At 62.8% G+C, this 15205-nt stretch carries 18 protein-coding genes; 5 read left to right on the plus strand and 13 right to left on the minus strand.

The window, feature by feature from the left end:
* Positions 1 to 77: 77 nt before the first annotated feature.
* From QMX80_RS05560 to QMX80_RS05575, 4 genes are all read right to left on the minus strand, one after another.
* Positions 78 to 536 (minus strand): c-type cytochrome, encoded by a 459-nt coding sequence (locus QMX80_RS05560; RefSeq protein ID WP_282275764.1) that lies wholly within the window; start codon positions 534 to 536, stop codon positions 78 to 80.
* Positions 537 to 568: 32 nt separating this feature from the next.
* Positions 569 to 2248, minus strand: a complete 1680-nt coding sequence (locus QMX80_RS05565) for an electron transfer flavoprotein-ubiquinone oxidoreductase (RefSeq protein ID WP_282275765.1) — start codon at positions 2246 to 2248, stop codon at positions 569 to 571.
* Between the two features lie 331 nt (positions 2249 to 2579).
* Positions 2580 to 3005 (minus strand): hypothetical protein, encoded by a 426-nt coding sequence (locus QMX80_RS05570; RefSeq protein ID WP_282275766.1) that lies wholly within the window; start codon positions 3003 to 3005, stop codon positions 2580 to 2582.
* Positions 3006 to 3073: 68 nt separating this feature from the next.
* A complete protein-coding gene (locus QMX80_RS05575; protein WP_055772891.1) occupies positions 3074 to 3298 on the minus strand; it encodes a hypothetical protein in 225 nt (74 codons plus the stop codon).
* A gap of 258 nt (positions 3299 to 3556) precedes the next feature.
* Between QMX80_RS05575 and QMX80_RS05580 the strand changes: the two genes are divergently transcribed.
* Both QMX80_RS05580 and QMX80_RS05585 read left to right on the plus strand, forming a co-directional pair.
* Entirely contained in the window at positions 3557 to 3685 is a 129-nt protein-coding gene (locus tag QMX80_RS05580) for a hypothetical protein (RefSeq protein WP_282275772.1), read from the plus strand.
* A gap of 239 nt (positions 3686 to 3924) precedes the next feature.
* Positions 3925 to 4293 (plus strand): hypothetical protein, encoded by a 369-nt coding sequence (locus tag QMX80_RS05585; RefSeq protein ID WP_282275773.1) that lies wholly within the window; start codon positions 3925 to 3927, stop codon positions 4291 to 4293.
* A 253-nt stretch (positions 4294 to 4546) separates the two neighbouring features.
* Here QMX80_RS05585 and QMX80_RS05590 read toward each other — a convergent pair whose 3' ends face one another.
* From QMX80_RS05590 to QMX80_RS05625, 8 genes are all read right to left on the minus strand, one after another.
* The gene (locus QMX80_RS05590; protein ID WP_282275774.1) at positions 4547 to 4921 is read right to left on the minus strand and encodes a nuclear transport factor 2 family protein; all 375 of its coding nucleotides are present in this window, start codon (positions 4919 to 4921) and stop codon (positions 4547 to 4549) included.
* Between the two features lie 68 nt (positions 4922 to 4989).
* Positions 4990 to 5367 carry a hypothetical protein gene (locus tag QMX80_RS05595; RefSeq protein ID WP_282275775.1) on the minus strand — a complete coding sequence of 126 codons (378 nt, stop codon included), beginning with the start codon at positions 5365 to 5367 and terminating at the stop codon, positions 4990 to 4992.
* A gap of 81 nt (positions 5368 to 5448) precedes the next feature.
* A complete protein-coding gene (locus QMX80_RS05600) occupies positions 5449 to 6075 on the minus strand; it encodes a GNAT family N-acetyltransferase (protein WP_082443803.1) in 627 nt (208 codons plus the stop codon).
* Complete coding sequence (locus tag QMX80_RS05605) at positions 6056 to 7144, minus strand: two-component regulator propeller domain-containing protein (RefSeq protein WP_152984061.1); 1089 nt, start codon at positions 7142 to 7144, stop codon at positions 6056 to 6058. The genes QMX80_RS05600 and QMX80_RS05605 overlap by 20 nt, the downstream gene beginning before the upstream one ends.
* A 160-nt stretch (positions 7145 to 7304) precedes the next feature.
* Positions 7305 to 7748, minus strand: a complete 444-nt coding sequence (locus QMX80_RS05610; RefSeq protein ID WP_055772904.1) for a hypothetical protein — start codon at positions 7746 to 7748, stop codon at positions 7305 to 7307.
* Positions 7749 to 7805: 57 nt separating this feature from the next.
* A complete protein-coding gene (locus tag QMX80_RS05615; RefSeq protein ID WP_001424636.1) occupies positions 7806 to 8603 on the minus strand; it encodes an ANT(3'')-Ia family aminoglycoside nucleotidyltransferase AadA13 in 798 nt (265 codons plus the stop codon).
* A gap of 17 nt (positions 8604 to 8620) precedes the next feature.
* Positions 8621 to 9022, minus strand: a complete 402-nt coding sequence (locus QMX80_RS05620; RefSeq protein ID WP_282275778.1) for a hypothetical protein — start codon at positions 9020 to 9022, stop codon at positions 8621 to 8623.
* An 813-nt stretch (positions 9023 to 9835) separates the two neighbouring features.
* Positions 9836 to 10036: a hypothetical protein gene (locus QMX80_RS05625; protein WP_057505123.1), complete on the minus strand. Its 201-nt coding sequence runs from the start codon at positions 10034 to 10036 to the stop codon at positions 9836 to 9838.
* 185 nt (positions 10037 to 10221) lie between these two features.
* Here QMX80_RS05625 and QMX80_RS05630 point away from each other — a divergent pair, with 185 nt between their 5' ends.
* Complete coding sequence (locus tag QMX80_RS05630; protein WP_282275825.1) at positions 10222 to 11247, plus strand: integron integrase; 1026 nt, start codon at positions 10222 to 10224, stop codon at positions 11245 to 11247.
* Positions 11248 to 11320: 73 nt separating this feature from the next.
* Here QMX80_RS05630 and ilvD read toward each other — a convergent pair whose 3' ends face one another.
* Positions 11321 to 13159: a dihydroxy-acid dehydratase gene (gene ilvD, locus QMX80_RS05635; RefSeq protein WP_282275781.1), complete on the minus strand. Its 1839-nt coding sequence runs from the start codon at positions 13157 to 13159 to the stop codon at positions 11321 to 11323.
* A gap of 265 nt (positions 13160 to 13424) precedes the next feature.
* Here ilvD and QMX80_RS05640 point away from each other — a divergent pair, with 265 nt between their 5' ends.
* On the plus strand, positions 13425 to 13991 hold the full coding sequence (locus QMX80_RS05640; protein WP_273084854.1) for a DUF1190 domain-containing protein: 567 nt from the start codon (positions 13425 to 13427) through the stop codon (positions 13989 to 13991).
* 4 nt (positions 13992 to 13995) lie between these two features.
* Complete coding sequence (locus tag QMX80_RS05645; RefSeq protein WP_282275785.1) at positions 13996 to 15183, plus strand: glutathionylspermidine synthase family protein; 1188 nt, start codon at positions 13996 to 13998, stop codon at positions 15181 to 15183.
* Positions 15184 to 15205 lie beyond the last annotated feature (22 nt).

A 15205-nucleotide genomic window follows, 5' to 3' on the forward strand; every position in this document is an offset into this window, starting at 1 on the left:
CCATATCGGCGGCTGAACCGCGCCCGGATTGTATCCCGAAGCCCAGCCGATGGATTCCATCGGCTGCGCTTGGCCGGCTACTTCTGTGTGGACAGGTACTCGATCACCGCCTGCCGGCGCTGCGGGTCGGAGGTCGCATTGAGCATGCGCGTACCGGGCACCTGCTTCTGCGGCGAGGCGAGGAAGGCATCCAGCGTCTGCGCATTCCAGACGATGCCGCTGCTCTTCATCGCCTCGGAGTAGGCATAGCCCGGCGCACTGCCGGCATGGCGGCCGATCACGCCGTGCAGGTTGGGGCCGAAACGGTGTCCCAGATCGGCGCGGGTGTCGTGGCAGCCGGCGCAGATGGCGAAGGCCCGCTCCAGTTCGCGTTGATGCGGCGTGGCATCGGTGGCGTGGTTGAACGCGTCGCGCTGGCCGCAGGCGCACAACGCGGCGCCCATTCCGAGCAGCAGGATGCAGCGCCGCACGGCACCCTTGCGCCAGCGCATCCGCAGCTGCCGGGCTTGCCCGCCGGAACGCGAAGCCTTCTCCATTCCCATACCGGCAACCACGCGCGGTCGCGCCATCACATCGCCGGGTAGTTGGGCCCGCCGCCGCCCTGCGGGGTCACCCACACGATGTTCTGGGTCGGGTCCTTGATGTCGCAGGTCTTGCAGTGCACGCAGTTCTGCGCGTTGATCTGCAGTCGCGTGTCGGCACCTTCTCCAACGAACTCGTACACGCCCGCCGGGCAGTAGCGCGCCTCAGGGCCGGCGTATTCGGCCAGGTTGATCCGTACCGGCACCGTCGGGTCCTTCAGCGTCAGGTGGCTGGGCTGGTCTTCCTCGTGGTTGGTCGAGGACAGGAACACCGAGCTCAGCCGGTCGAAGGTCAGCACGTTGTCCGGCTTCGGGTAGTCGATCTTCGAGTGTTTGGCCGCCGGCTCCAGGCATTGGTGATCGGCCTGGGCGCGGTGGAGCGTCCACGGCGCATTGCGCAGGCCCAGCTTGGGCAACAGCCACTGCTCGATGCCCGTCATCAGCGTCGCCAGCGTTCGCCCCTTCTTGAACCACTGCTTGAAGTTCTTGGACTGCAACAATTCGGTCTTGAGCCAGCTGTTCTCGAATGCTTCCGGGTAGGCGCTCAGCTCATCGCGCGAGCGGCCAGCCACCAATGCATCGAACGCGGCCTCGGCGGCCAGCATGCCGGTCTTGATCGCGGCATGGCTGCCCTTGATGCGGCTGACGTTGAGGTAGCCGGCTTCGCAGCCGACCAGCGCGCCGCCCGGGAACACCGTCTTCGGCAGCGACAGGATGCCGCCGGCGGTGATCGCACGCGCGCCATAGGCGATGCGCTTGCCGCCCTCCAGGTGTTTGCGGATCGCCGGGTGGGTCTTGAAACGCTGGAACTCCTCGAACGGGCTCAGCCACGGGTTCTTGTAATCCAGCCCCACCACGTAGCCGATCGAAACCTTGCCGCCATCGGCGTGGTACAGGAACGCGCCGCCGTAGGTGTCGTCATCCAGCGGCCAGCCGGCGGCATGCACCACCAGGCCCGGCTCATGTTTGGCCGGGTCGATCTGCCACAGCTCCTTGATGCCGATGCCGTAGCTCTGCGGGTCCTTGCCTTCGTCGAGCTTGAAGCGGCTGATCAGCTGGCGGCCGAGGTGGCCGCGCGAACCTTCGGCGAAGATCGTGTACCTGGCGTGCAGTTCCATGCCGCGCTCGAAGTTCGGGCCCGGCGTGCCGTCCTTGTGGATGCCCATGTCGCCAGTGGCCACGCCCATCACCGCGCCGCTGTCGTCGTACAGCACCTCGGCGGCGGCGAAGCCCGGGAAGATCGCCACTTCCAGCGCCTCGGCCTGCTGCGCCAGCCAGCGCGTCACTTCGCCCAGGCTGACGATGTAGTTGCCGTGGTTCTGGAAGCACTCGGGCAGCAGCCAGTTCGGCGTGGCCTTGGCGCCGGTCTCGTCCAGGAACAGGAACTCGTCGCGGGTCACCGCCTGCTTCAGCGGCGCGCCCTTGGCCTGCCAGTCCGGGAACAGCTCGCTCAACGCGTGCGGGTCCATCACCGCGCCGGAGAGGATGTGCGCGCCCGGCTCGGAGCCCTTTTCCAGCACGCACACCGACAGGTCCTGGCCCTTCTCCATGGCCAGCTGGCGCAGGCGGATGGCCGTGGCCAGGCCGGCCGGGCCGGCGCCTACGATCACCACGTCGAACTCCATCGCTTCGCGCGGCGGAAGGGCGGAGGAAGCTTCAATGTTCATGCAGGGACTCTTGGCTGGGGCCGGCGACGGCGTGGCGACGGTCTGAAGCCCCATTTTCACCGACCCGGCGGCGATCTTCCAATCTGCGGGCACTGCCTGCAGCCTCGCCAGCCACATGAAGGCGGCGCGTGGGCCTCGGCGGCGGTCGAACAGCCGGGCGATACGCGCCTGGGAGAAGGGGAATTCCGACTCCTGCCGAGCTCGATGAGCGCGCCCGCAGTGGGCCCACTGGAACGTCCATGGCCAGCCTGCCGCGGTAGGCGATGTCCACGATCACCGGCTCCGGCGAGTCGAATGGCCGGTCCTGCTCCCTGTGTGCCTGACGCCTGCGTCAAGCCGAGCCGCGAACCGGGTTCGGCTTGAACGGGGTGTTGGATCGCCTGCGCACCGTGTCTGGGCACTTGTACCGGACGAATTTCTGGCTTGGCACGGAGGTGTCGTCAATCAGCTGACGCCCATCTCGAGAGAGCTTGAAGTTTGCAGTGGAAAGCCAAGTCTCCCCCTCACCCGATAGTTCAGAGATCAGAGCGATCTCGCCGTCTCCACGAGTCACCACAGCTCTGATTGGACCATCGCTTTCCCAGTAGGAAATATGCCGGGGCGCGATGCGAAGAACCATGTCGTCCGCGTCCGACCCGCAAGAGTCAGGGCTTCCGGCCCAATGCCCAAGAAAGCGATCTGGAACAGCCGCGCCACCATCGTCGGCAAGAACCGAGGCGGGCAGCAGCAATGCGGCGATTGCCCAGGCGGTCTTCATTGGACTCTCCGAAGGTCTAGCGCCTGGGCCAAGCGGCGCCGCGAAACGGCGTCGGCTTGAATGAGTTGTCAGGCTGCGTCACGGCGATTGGCGATATGGATGACGCGCCCGATGAAATAGAGAGTGACGCCACCCAGGAAGCTTCCGAACGTAAGCCAGATAAGAAGAAATCGCGTTGATTCCGCGGCAGGGCGCAGGAACAGCGTCGAGGCAAAGGCGACGACGGCGATGGCCAGGAAAAGCAGGCCGGATTTGACATAAATATTTGCGCCATCAAGGCGGAATTTGAACATGCATTACTCCTTTTCCATCTTCTGCCGTCAGCCTGGCAGGCTCACGCTTCATGCCTTGAGTTTCCCCGGCCTGGGTGCCGAGAGCCCGGCGTGCGTACCCGATAACGTCCCGGTGTCGGCGCCACCATGATTCAGCATGGGGCGTACGTCGGACCTCGCGTCCAGCGTCCGGACAGCGGGTCGGGGTTTCCCTCGAACTGATGAGCGCGGACCTGCGGCGCGATGCTGACGACCAGCCAACTGTAGCGGAGAAACGCCATGGCGGCAGCAGGGATCGCGGTGATCAAGACCCGCCTGGATCAGCTGCTGGAAGTGCCGAGCGAAGTAGCCCGTTTCCCAACACCGCAACCGGAACGGCCAAGGCCATCCAGCGGCTGCGAGTACTGAAGTCGACCGGAATCGTGGTGGGCTCCATCGGCGGCTACAGGCAGTCGCAGTTGGAAGCCTGCTGCGATGCTGGCCTGTGGACTGCGCGGGTGTGCCCATGCCAAGCCTGTAGCTTCGCGCGAGCCACGGGCGAGCTGGCCAGGACCGATGCCATGGATGCCCCTTGCGGGCACTGATGGCGCGGCTCTTTGCCGATCGCCTTCCGTCCCTGCCAGGCACGGCCACCATGGCAGCGTGAGATGCGCGACCGACTGCGTCGAAGCGCTCAGGAGGTCGTGACGTTGCAGGCAAAGAAACAGCAGGCGGCGGTGGCTCCAGCATCGATGCGCAAGCGGGTTGCCCGTACCATCGCCGTATTGGCCCGCCGCCGAATCGCGATCAATCAAGCCATCCATGTACTGATCAAAAGGTATGGATGGCCTGGCGTGCGATCCAGCGAGGGACTCGGCCCGGTCTTCCAAGCCACCGTACTGGCGTTGCTGCCCGAGTCGGGTCATCTCGGTCGCCGATGGATCGCCAAGCCGCCCGGCGTGGCGCCCATGAATCGGGATGGTGGCCAAGGCGGCGGACAACGCCGCCCCGCGCACGGCGATCGTCAGCGTAGGTAGGCCACACTGTCAGCGATGCGTTGAGAGCCGCTGATGAAAGCGTAATGCCAGCAACTGCATGGGCGCGGAAAGCAGCGCAGGGCCGCGCTGGTGGCCTGCATGCGCAAGCTGCCGGGAATCGTCAATGCCAATCGGCGTTATGAAACGCGTACCGGAAATTTGACCATGGCCTGGGCAGCAGCTTCAGAAGACTGTTGCTGGATCGGGACCGGCCGCGAAGCGAAGGCGGCCTGGATGCGTTGTCAGGGTGCACTCAACTGCGGTCGACAATTCTTGTGATCTGCCCATTGCCGAACGAAAATTCTGATTCGCCCTGAAGATAAAGGACGGTGCCTGCCGATGGGCCATCGGGAATGTCTGCGGCCAGTTTCCCCCGGTAGGCGATGACTGCGATGGCAGAATCATGGCCGAATTCCAGGCCTGCGATGCGCTGCTCGCGCTCGGAGAACAACGACCTGGATTGCTCTGCGAGTTTCCTGAACTCATCTATGCCACTTGTCGCTGCTGCGAGTTGATCGCCGGAATAGTTCTCGAAGCGAACATCCTGGGAAAGAAGCGAAAGCATGCCGTCAACGTCGTAGGCAGCCAGGTAGCGGTCGATGAGGTCTTTCATGCTTGAAATTTTCATGATCTCTCCATGCACATCTGCCGCTTGAGTTGAGCCGCGTGCGAAGCAGCGCCGGCTTGAACCAATTGTCAGTCATGGTGTCCGGCAGGCTGTGGTTGCTTGAGAAAGTGCATGCACATACGCACGAACCCGAAAGAGAAAAGTACTGCAAATACGGCATACACGGTGAGCGTGGCCAGATGTGCCTCAGGGCCGAACGTCATCTCCAGGCTGCCGCCCCAAGACTGCTCGAAAATCCACCACGCCGGAAGTAGGAGCGTACTTGCCAGAACGCTGAAGCGGCCAGGCAACCGGGTCTTTACGGCAACGAACAAGGCCGCCATGGCCACGCAAAGAAAGGCAAACACGCTGATCCAAAACCCGATCATGCCGATGCTGCCAAGGAGCTCGATCTCTCCTGCCGTAGGTGGCGTTGCGTCAACGATGCGAACAGGACTACCTGCCATGATGGCTGATGTCCATGTCAAGCCACGCCGCGCCACGAAGTGGCGTCAGCTCGGGCAAATTGTCAGGTGCCATGCAGGATCCTATAAATCAATGGAGAAATAATTGGCCTCATGCAACATGCCTTTTCGAAAATAGAACCGGTGCGCGTCCGTGCGTTTCACGCCAGATACCAGCCGCAGCTGGCGGCAGCCTTCACGTTTGGCTTCGGCGGCAAGCCAGTTGAACAGATGATCACCATAGCCCTTTGATCTTTCGGTCTGCCTGGTGACGAGGTCTTCGATTTCAAGGTATTTTCCGGAATGGAGCCATTCGGAAATCCGGTATCCCGCCACCGCCTTTATGTCTTCGTCGATCAGATAGGCGATTCTGAATCCAGTGGTCTGGCTCAGTCTGTTTATCGTGTTGAGAAAATCTTTCTCCTGGAGATGCGGCCTGAGTTCACGGATTATCGGATGACACGCGGCGATCTCATTGCTGCTTTGTGCAACTTGTATTCTGACGGTCACGAATGCTTTCCTTGGTGGCCAACGCCGGAGCTGAGCTGCGTCACGGAGCGGCGTCGGCTTGAGTGATTGTTGGGCCGCAGGCGGCCTGCAGGCCTGGTTGGCGTTGTACTGCAATGGATCCCAGCGATTTTCGGTCCTGCGCTGCAGCGTGCGGAAGCTCGCCTTATCGTGCAGCAAGCCTTCAGAGTTTCCTTCCAGCATCTTCTCGGGTGAAATTCGAAAAGGTCTTCCCGTCGAAACGGTACACGCCGCCCGATGTGCCCACCCAAAGAGTTCCATCCCTGTCTTCCAGGATGCTTTGAACATAGGTGTTTCCAAGACCGTCTGCGCTCGAATAATGGGTGAATGACTTTCCATCATGGCGATACAGGCCGTCGCCCAGGAGGCTCACCCAAAGCAACCCCGCCCGATCTTCCAGCATCGTCCAAACATAGCCGCCATCAGCGTCGGGCTTCATCGATGAATGAGCGAATGCAATCCCATCGTAGCGGCTCAGTCCGGCATCGCGGGTGCCGAACCAGAGGATCCCTGCCCGGTCCTGCATGATCGTCTGCACGATATCGCTACCCAGCCCATCCTGCTTGGAGAAACGGACTATGTTGGACCCATCGTAACGAAAGGCACCCCGGCCATTGGAACCGAACCAGATATTTCCATCGCGATCCTCGGCGATACTCCACATCAGGCTGGCCGCATGACCGGTGACATCGACCCCCGGGATCTCGAAGTTGGAGAAAGTGTTTCCGTCGTAGCGCGACACGCCACCCGCAGTGCCTATCCAAAGGACTCCCGACCGATCCAGCAGCAGGCTCCATACATCATCATCGGGTAGCCCGTCACGTGCGGTAAAGTTTGCAAACGACTTGCCGTCGTATCGTGAGACGCCGCCCGAAGTGGCGAGCCATAGATGGCCATTCCGGTCCTGAACGATGCCTCTTACCGTTCGGCCCGCCAATCCTTGCTCAACTGAATAGTAGTGCAAGGCGTTGCCGTCATACCGAACTACGCCGTCGTCATTAGTGCCGAACCATATGTCGCCAGCTTTGTCCTGAAACATCCGGCGTATGTACTGACTGACTTGGGTGGTTTCTGACTTCAGGAAGCCGGGTTGGCGCAAGGCAACTGCACTGGTCGGGCGCGCCTCGACTGAGCTTCCGAGTGCAGGAGCTCCGTTCGGGCGAGCGCCGCTCTCTTGCCCCCTGAAACACACCGCTAGCATCAACAACAACATCGGCCATGACAGCTTTAAGATCCAGGCGTTGCTTTTCACACGACTTCCTCTGATCTCGTTACGTGCTGTATCCCCGGGGCGGATGTTTGGCGTCTGTAGCAGTGACGGTCAGAAGCAGCAATGAATCTACTTCTGCGGTCTTACGCCTGAGTTAAGCCGTGCCGCGAAGCGGCGTCGGCTTGAATGAATTGTTAGCAGACTACTCGTGTGGTGCCAGTCGATAGGTTTTAGGAAACTTAGACTGAAAGCTGTCGATCCCCGTGTAGTCCAACAGACCAATCGCTTGCTTCCTAGCCATATCGGATTGCTTGGCCAGCGACCCGGAAAAGCGCTGATCGCCCCAATGCAACAGCAAGGCCAGAACTGAGCAGGCATGCGGCTCCGCACCTGCGCCAATGATGCTTGATCGATCCAGATATGCAAGGAAGTTCTCGAGCCCTTGCTCAGAGGCGAAGGCAGCTTTAAGGCCAGCCAGATAGTCGTAATGATCGAACTGCTTGGCTTGCGGGCAGAGGTCGGAGCAGGCGTCGGCAGAACCGGACAGGATCTCCTTAACCCAAGACGCGCATTGTTTATCCGCGTCATCGGCGGAGGCCGAGCCAGGCGCAAGAGCCAAGGCCATCAAAGCTGCGAGCCGTTTCATGTCTGCTAACGCCGAAGTTAAGTCGTGCCGCGAAGCGGCATCGGCTTGAACGCATTGTTAGACATCATTGCCGAGCACCTTGGTGATCTCGCTTTTCATGAAGTGAATAAATTCTTCCAACTTATCTGCGCGCAAGACCGAGCGATCTTCCTCTTGCCCAAGATAAGCCTGTCTAGCTTCAAGCAAGACAGACTGATGCTGGGCAGGTAGATGTTCCATTGCCCAGTTGGCAGCGACATCCTTCGGCGCGATTTTACCAGTTGCTGCGCTGTACCAAATGCGGGACAACGTAAGCACTACATTTCGCTCATCGCCGGCCCAGTCGGGCTGCGAGTTCCATAGCTTCAAGGTTTCATTCAGCGCCTTGATTAGATCTTGTTCAGGAACTGGATCAAAGAGTTCCTCCGCCGCCGGACCTACCAAAGCCACGCTATGTTCTCTCGCTTTCGTTAGCAAGATAGCCAGATCGATGTCGATCGTGGCTGGCTCGAAGATACCCGCAAGAATGTCATTGCGCTGCCATTCTCCAAATTGCAGTTCGCGCTTGGCTGGATAACGCCACGGCATAATGTCTTCGTGCACGACAATGGTGACTTCTATAGCGCGGAGAATCTCACTCTCGCCTGGGAAAGCCGAAACCTCCAAAAGATCGTTGAACAAAGCTCGCCGCGTTGTGTCATCAAGCCTTGCGGTCACAGTAACCAGCAAATCAATATCACTGTATGGCTTCAGGCCGCCATCCACTGCGGAGCCGTACAAATGTACGGCAAGCAACGTCGGTTCCAGATGGTGCTCGATAACACTAAGCACCTTGGATAGTTGCGTCGAAATTTCGGCGGTCACTGAGTCCCTCATGATGTCTAACGCCTGAATTAAGCCGACCCGCGGAGCGGGTTCGGCTTGAATGAATTGTTAGACGTGTGGCCGCGAGCAATGATCTCAGCAATGTGCGGCCGCGTGTAAAGGGCAACCGGGTTATTGCCGCCTGGAACCTCAGGGCGGTCGAACTCTCCGTCATCAAAGGCTGAGAACACCTCAAAGGCCAAATCTGGCAGAGCGAACTGCGCCATACCAAACATCCAGTTCATTGCCGCGTCCCCGTCCTCAAAGGCGAGCCGACCTGCGGCGAATTCATTAGCGACGTACCAAGCAAGATCATCGTAGAACGCATCGCGCGAAATGCCTGCTTTCACACAAGCGGCCTCAACGTCTGCCTCGGGGGCAGGCGTGTTTGCGACACACAGGTCTACAAATTGCCGAATCACTTGATCCACACGTCTAACACCTGAGTTAAGCCGACGCTGCGAAGCAGCGGTCGGCTTGGACGAACTGTTAGGCGGGAATGGGCCAGTGATCCGTCCCTGGGCCAGTGCCGCCTCCCCAACTACCTGATGCAACCCGATGGTGCCACAGCTTGCATGACGGGGCTTGCCTGTCGATGCATGAAGCGCGGAACCACCGAGGTGACAACAATGATTGCGTGGAACAGGTAACGCCTGAGCCGGAGCGGAGAGCCTGCCGGCACACGCGGCGGTGATGACTGCTTGCCGGGGCCGACCGGGAAACTATTAGCGCATTGGCCGAAGCCAGAGCCACCTGCCCACTGCCCCCATTCCACCTAACACCTGAATTAAGTCGCGCCACGAAGTGGCGTCGGCTTGAATGAATTGTTAGGGGGCGCCACGGCTAGTCGAAGCACATGCCAGCCACAACCATCCCCGCCTTGACCTCGTTGTAGCATCCGTAGATGTCATGCGTATCCGTTTGGCACGTGCCACCGGCTTTAGCCCCTATGACGGCATCCTGTGCGGCCTTGCACATACCCTGACACTCCGCCCCATCTTTGCACTCCCTGCCGCCATCCGTGTAGGGAACGACACAGGCTGGTGCGGCCAACATACCCACACCCCGAACCGTACCGCCCTGAGCTTTGCATTGGGCCACATCAACTCTGGGATGCGAAGCGCACGACGTGCAAGCCAAGACAACTGAAAGCATGGTCAGACGGTAGCGTCCCAACATAGCCCCCTAACGCTTGAGTTAAGCCGCGCCGCGAGGCGGCGTCGGATTGAATGAATTGTTAGGCCTCACTTGCCCGGTAGGGAAGAGGTGCCGTGAGCGCTTTTGCGAGACTTGGAAATAGCTAAGAAGGCGACACCTAGCGCCGTGAGCGAGGGGCCGAGTGCCCAGAAGACCGTTAGTTGAGTGGTTAGGCCAATGATGAGAAAGACGATTCCATTGGCGAGAAACACGAAGCCGATGAGCAAGAGGCTTCTAATCGAATCCATGATGTTGCTCCTTGTGAGGCCTAACACCTATTCGGCCGCCTACCTGCGGCGTTGCCCGGAGTATCGCTGCTTCCCGTTGCCTTGTGAACCGGATAAATCCTACCTCGTATCAATGGGTTGGGTGATGGAGGTGGATGTGGCGCGGGCTGCAGGATGGCAGCGTTATGCCGCAGGAGCACAGCCATATGGATTACACCCCTCAATCTGCTGGTGTACTTGAGCCCAGATCGCCGCGCCTGCTTGATCTGGTCCGTGAGCGGATCCGGCTGCGCCACTACAGCATCCGCACCGAGCAGGCCTACGCCGGTTGGATCCGGCGTTTCATTCTCGCCAACGACAGGCGCCATCCAAGGGAATTGGGGGCGAAGGAGGTCGAGGTATTTCTTACCCGCCTGGCGACGCAGGGCAAGGTGGCGGCGGCCACGCAGAACCAGGCGTTGTCGGCATTGCTGTTCCTTTACCGGGTGGTATTGGAGATCGAGCTGCCCTGGATGGAGGAAGTGGTACGTGCCAAGCGACCGCGCCGGCTGCCGGTGGTGTTGTCGCAGGAGGAAGTGGCATGCATATTGGCTGCCATGCCCGAAGGCCTGCCCGAGTTGATGGCGCGCCTGTTGTACGGCACTGGTATGCGCCTGCTGGAATGCCTGCGCCTGCGGATCAAGGACGTGGATTTTGCCCGGAAGGAAATCTGCGTGCGCAGCGGCAAGGGCGACAAGGATCGACGGGTACCGTTGCCGGAATCATTGCGCGGGCGTCTGCTGCGGCAGCGCGAGCGGGCGTTGCAGCTGCATGAGCAGGACCGGGTCGCCGGCCGCGGGCGGGTATACCTGCCGCATGCGTTGGCACGGAAATACCCGAATGCCGACAGCGAGCCGGGTTGGCAGTACCTGTTTCCTTCCGAGCGGATTTCTGTTGATCCACGCAGTGGCCGAGCAGGGCGCCATCACGCGGGCGAGGAGACCCTGCAGCGGGCCATCAAAACCGCACGCATGCGTGCCGGCATCGCCAAGCCGGCCACCTGTCATTCGTTGCGGCATTCCTTTGCCACGCATCTGCTGGAAGCGGGCCACGATATCCGCACCGTGCAGGAACTGCTGGGCCACAAGGACGTGGCGACCACGCAGATCTACACGCACGTGCTGGGGCGTGGCGCCGGTGGCTTGTTGAGTCCGCTGGACCGTTTGCCGGGGGCAGGATCGGGTTCGGATTGATGGCGTATGCCGGGCGAGCCCGGCATCTACAGGGGTGTGCGAGCCGGGGAGGAACGCACGCCGGTGTGGACGATCACCCTTCCAGCAGCGCCTTGTCCCGCACGGCGCCCTTGTCCGCGCTGGTCGCCAGCAGTGCATACGCTTTCAACGCGGTACTGACCTTGCGCGGGCGCGGCTGCGCCGGTTTCCAGCCGCGTGCGGCCTGTTCCTCGCGGCGACGCGCCAGCTCGGCGTCGTCCACCAGCAGGTGGATGCCGCGCTGCGGTATGTCGATGCGGATGCGGTCGCCGTCGCGGACCAGGCCGATGGCGCCGCCGGCGGCGGCTTCCGGGGAGCAGTGGCCGATGCTCAGGCCCGAGGTGCCGCCGGAGAAGCGGCCATCGGTGAGCAGGGCGCAGGCCTTGCCCAGGCCTTTGGATTTCAGGTAGCTGGTGGGATAGAGCATTTCCTGCATGCCAGGCCCGCCCTTGGGGCCTTCGTAGCGGATCACCACCACGTCGCCGGCCTGCACCTCGTTGCCGAGGATGCCCTTCACCGCCGCGTCCTGGCTTTCGTAGACGCGGGCGTTGCCTTCGAACACGTGGATCGATTCGTCCACGCCGGCGGTCTTCACCACGCAGCCGTCGGCGGCGAGGTTGCCGTACAGCACGGCTAGGCCGCCTTCGCTGGAGAAGGCGTGGGCGACGTCGCGGATGCAGCCCTCGTCGCGGTCCGTGTCCAGCGACGGCCAGCGCGTGCTCTGGCTGAAGGCCACCTGGGTGGGGATGCCGGCCGGGCCGGCCTTGTAGAACTCGTGCACGGCGGCGTCCTGCACCTGGGTCACGTCCCAGCGTGCGATGGCGTCGCCCAGGGTGCGGCTGTGCACGGTCGGCACATCGGTATGCAGCAGGCCGCCGCGCGCGAGCTCGCCGAGGATGGCCATGATGCCGCCGGCACGGTGCACGTCCTCGATGTGGTACTTGGGCGTATTCGGCGCGACCTTGCACAGCTGCGGCACCTGCCGCGACAAGCGGTCGATGTCGCGCAGGTCGAAAGCCACTTCCGCCTCCTGCGCGGCGGCGAGCAGGTGCAGGATGGTGTTGGTCGAGCCGCCCATGGCGATGTCCAGCGTCATCGCATTCTCGAAGGCCTCGAAGGTGGCGATGCCGCGCGGCAGGGCGCTGGCGTCCTCGCCGCCGTACCAGCGGTGGCACAGCTCGACGACCAGGCGCCCGGCGCGTTTGAACAGCGCCTCGCGGTCGCTGTGCGTGGCCACCACGGTGCCGTTGCCCGGCAGCGACAGGCCCAGCGCTTCGGTCAGGCAGTTCATCGAGTTGGCGGTGAACATGCCGCTGCACGAGCCGCAGGTGGGGCAGGCGCTGCGCTCGATGGCGGCCACCTGCTCGTCGCTGACCGCTTCGTCGCCGGCGGCGACCATCGCGTCGATCAGGTCGAGCTTGTGCTCGGCCAGCTTGGTTTTGCCGGCTTCCATCGGCCCGCCGGAAACGAACACCACCGGGATGTTTAGCCGCAGCGCGGCCATCAGCATGCCGGGGGTGATCTTGTCGCAGTTGGAGATGCACACCAGCGCGTCGGCGCAGTGCGCGTTGGCCATGTACTCCACCGAATCGGCGATGATTTCGCGGCTGGGCAGCGAATACAGCATGCCGTCATGGCCCATGGCGATGCCGTCGTCCACGGCGATGGTGTCGAATTCCTTGGCCACGCCGCCGGCCGCTTCGATCTCGCGCGCCACGAGCTGGCCGAGGTCCTTCAGGTGCACGTGCCCGGGCACGAACTGGGTGAAGGAGTTGGCCACGGCGATGATCGGCTTGTGGAAGTCGCCATCGGTCATGCCGGTGGCGCGCCACAGGGCGCGGGCGCCGGCCATGTTGCGGCCGGCGGTGGAGGTTTTCGAGCGGTATTCGGGCATGGGGAAGGCAGAAAAAACGCAGTGCGAACGATTCTGCATGAAGAACCCGGTTGCTGTTGCAACCATCGCCCTGGTGGGAATGGCGGCTGGAAAGCGGGCGCGCAAGGCGCACGCGGGGAGAAGACGGTGGTCGTCAGGGCCGCGGACCGTGCGGGCGGTCCGGTCCTTCAACCTGAAAAGACGTTCAGGTTGGATGGGACGCCGATTTCCGTCCACGGGGCTGGATCGGGCATCATCCGGGAACGAATTCATGGGGTTATCGACGATGAAGCGATCCAGGACCACCGCGCTGCTGCTGATGAGCACCGCGCCGCTGCTGTTCACCGCCTGCCAGCAGGAACAGGCCGTACAGGTGCAGGAAGGGCTGTACACCTCGGTGGAAGCCTGCAGCGAAGCCACCGGTGATCCGTCCGCCTGCCGCACGGCCTTCGCCACCGCGCAGCAGCAGGCCGCCGATGCCGCGCCCAAGTACGCCAGCAAGGAAGAGTGCGCCAAGGAGTACCCGGCCGAGCAGTGCGTGCAGCAGCACACCAGCGCCGGCACCTCGTTCGTCGGCCCGATGATGATGGGCTTCTTCATGTCGCAGATGCTCAACAACCGCGCAGGTGCCGTGGCCGCTCCGCCGGCCGCGCAGCCTGCGTTCAAGGACAACGCCAACGGTTGGGCCAAGCCGGCTGCCCCGGGCGGCAGCGGCGGCCTGAACACCGCCAGCGGCATCGGTGCCGGCAAGGCCGGCCTGGCGCCGGTGACCAGCGAACCGAACCGCGCCGTCACCGCCAGCCGCGGCGGCTTCGGTTCGCGCAGCGGCGGCCGCACCACCGTCGGCGGTTGATGCGGTGAGGCGGGTTGCCATCGCCGAGCGCTCCAACTGGCGCGCGCGTGCCGCCGAGGCGGGGTTCCGTTTCCACACCATCGACGGCGCGCCGTACTGGGACGAAACCGCGTATTACGCCTTTACCCTGCGCCAGATCGAAAACGACCTGGAAGACCCCAGCGCCGAGCTGCATGCAATGGCGATGGACCTGGTCGGCGACGTGGTGGCCAGCGAGGAACTGATGGAGCGGCTGGCGATTCCCGCGCCGTTCCGCGACTGGATCGCCGAAAGCTGGCGCCGTCGCGATCCGCATCTCTACGGGCGGCTGGACTTCGCCTACGACGGCAACGGCCCGGCCAGACTGTACGAACTGAACTACGACACGCCGACCTCGCTGTACGAGGCGGCGTTCTTCCAGTGGCAATGGCTGGAAGACCAGCGCAACCGCGGCGCGCTGCCGCAGCAGGCCGACCAGTTCAATTCCCTGCACGAGACCCTGGTCGAACGCTTCGCTGGACTGGCGGCGCAGCTGCCGCCGCCGCTGTACTTCAGCGCGGTGCGCGAGTCGGAAGAGGACCAGGGCACGGTCGCCTACCTGCGCGACTGCGCGGCGCAGGCCGGCCTGCACGGCGCGGCGATCGCCATCGAGGACATCGGCCTTTCAGCCGACGGGCGCTTCACCGATCTGGACGACACCGTGATCGGCAGCCTGTTCAAGCTGTATCCGCTGGAGGACCTGATGCGCGAGGAATTCGGCGCGGCGCTGCCCGGCTCGGGCGTGCAGCTGCTGGAGCCGGCGTGGAAGGCGGTGCTCAGCAACAAGGGCATCCTGCCGCTGCTGTGGCAGCGCCACCGCGGTCATCCCAACCTGCTGGAAGCGCACTTCGACGACGGCAGCGCATTGCCGGCCGGCTGGGTGCGCAAGCCGCTGCATTCGCGCGAGGGCGCCAACGTTGCCATGCACATGAGCGACGGCCGCTGGCAGGAAAGCGAAGGCCCGTATGCGGGGCCGTGCATCGTGCAGGCCTTCCATCCGCTGCCGGCGTTCGAGGGCAATTACCCGATGGTCGGCAGCTGGATCGTGGGCGACCGCGCCTGCGGCATCGGCGTGCGCGAAGACGACAGCCGCATCACCCGCGACAGCGCCCGTTTCCTGCCGCACGCGATCATCGACGATGCCCCGCAGGGAAGCACGCGCATCTACGTCTGACGCCGACACACCCGTAGAGCGG

It is taken from the genome of Stenotrophomonas sp. PS02297 (assembly GCF_029959705.1).
GTDB lineage: Bacteria > Pseudomonadota > Gammaproteobacteria > Xanthomonadales > Xanthomonadaceae > Stenotrophomonas > Stenotrophomonas nitritireducens.

Bases quoted from the DNA above. Each gene is read 5' to 3' on its own strand.
- QMX80_RS05560 (WP_282275764.1), bottom strand. From the start codon at position 536: ATGGAGAAGGCTTCGCGTTCCGGCGGGCAAGCCCGGCAGCTGCGGATG.
- QMX80_RS05565 (WP_282275765.1), bottom strand. From the start codon at position 2,248: ATGAACATTGAAGCTTCCTCCGCCCTTCCGCCGCGCGAAGCGATGGAG.
- QMX80_RS05570 (WP_282275766.1), bottom strand. From the start codon at position 3,005: ATGAAGACCGCCTGGGCAATCGCCGCATTGCTGCTGCCCGCCTCGGTT.
- QMX80_RS05575 (WP_055772891.1), bottom strand. From the start codon at position 3,298: ATGTTCAAATTCCGCCTTGATGGCGCAAATATTTATGTCAAATCCGGC.
- QMX80_RS05580 (WP_282275772.1), top strand. From the start codon at position 3,557: ATGGCGGCAGCAGGGATCGCGGTGATCAAGACCCGCCTGGATCAGCTG.
- QMX80_RS05585 (WP_282275773.1), top strand. From the start codon at position 3,925: ATGCGCGACCGACTGCGTCGAAGCGCTCAGGAGGTCGTGACGTTGCAG.
- QMX80_RS05590 (WP_282275774.1), bottom strand. From the start codon at position 4,921: ATGAAAATTTCAAGCATGAAAGACCTCATCGACCGCTACCTGGCTGCC.
- QMX80_RS05595 (WP_282275775.1), bottom strand. From the start codon at position 5,367: ATGGCAGGTAGTCCTGTTCGCATCGTTGACGCAACGCCACCTACGGCA.
- QMX80_RS05600 (WP_082443803.1), bottom strand. From the start codon at position 6,075: ATGCTGGAAGGAAACTCTGAAGGCTTGCTGCACGATAAGGCGAGCTTC.
- QMX80_RS05610 (WP_055772904.1), bottom strand. From the start codon at position 7,748: ATGAAACGGCTCGCAGCTTTGATGGCCTTGGCTCTTGCGCCTGGCTCG.
- QMX80_RS05615 (WP_001424636.1), bottom strand. From the start codon at position 8,603: ATGAGGGACTCAGTGACCGCCGAAATTTCGACGCAACTATCCAAGGTG.
- QMX80_RS05625 (WP_057505123.1), bottom strand. From the start codon at position 10,036: ATGGATTCGATTAGAAGCCTCTTGCTCATCGGCTTCGTGTTTCTCGCC.
- QMX80_RS05630 (WP_282275825.1), top strand. From the start codon at position 10,222: ATGGATTACACCCCTCAATCTGCTGGTGTACTTGAGCCCAGATCGCCG.
- ilvD (WP_282275781.1), bottom strand. From the start codon at position 13,159: ATGCCCGAATACCGCTCGAAAACCTCCACCGCCGGCCGCAACATGGCC.
- QMX80_RS05640 (WP_273084854.1), top strand. From the start codon at position 13,425: ATGAAGCGATCCAGGACCACCGCGCTGCTGCTGATGAGCACCGCGCCG.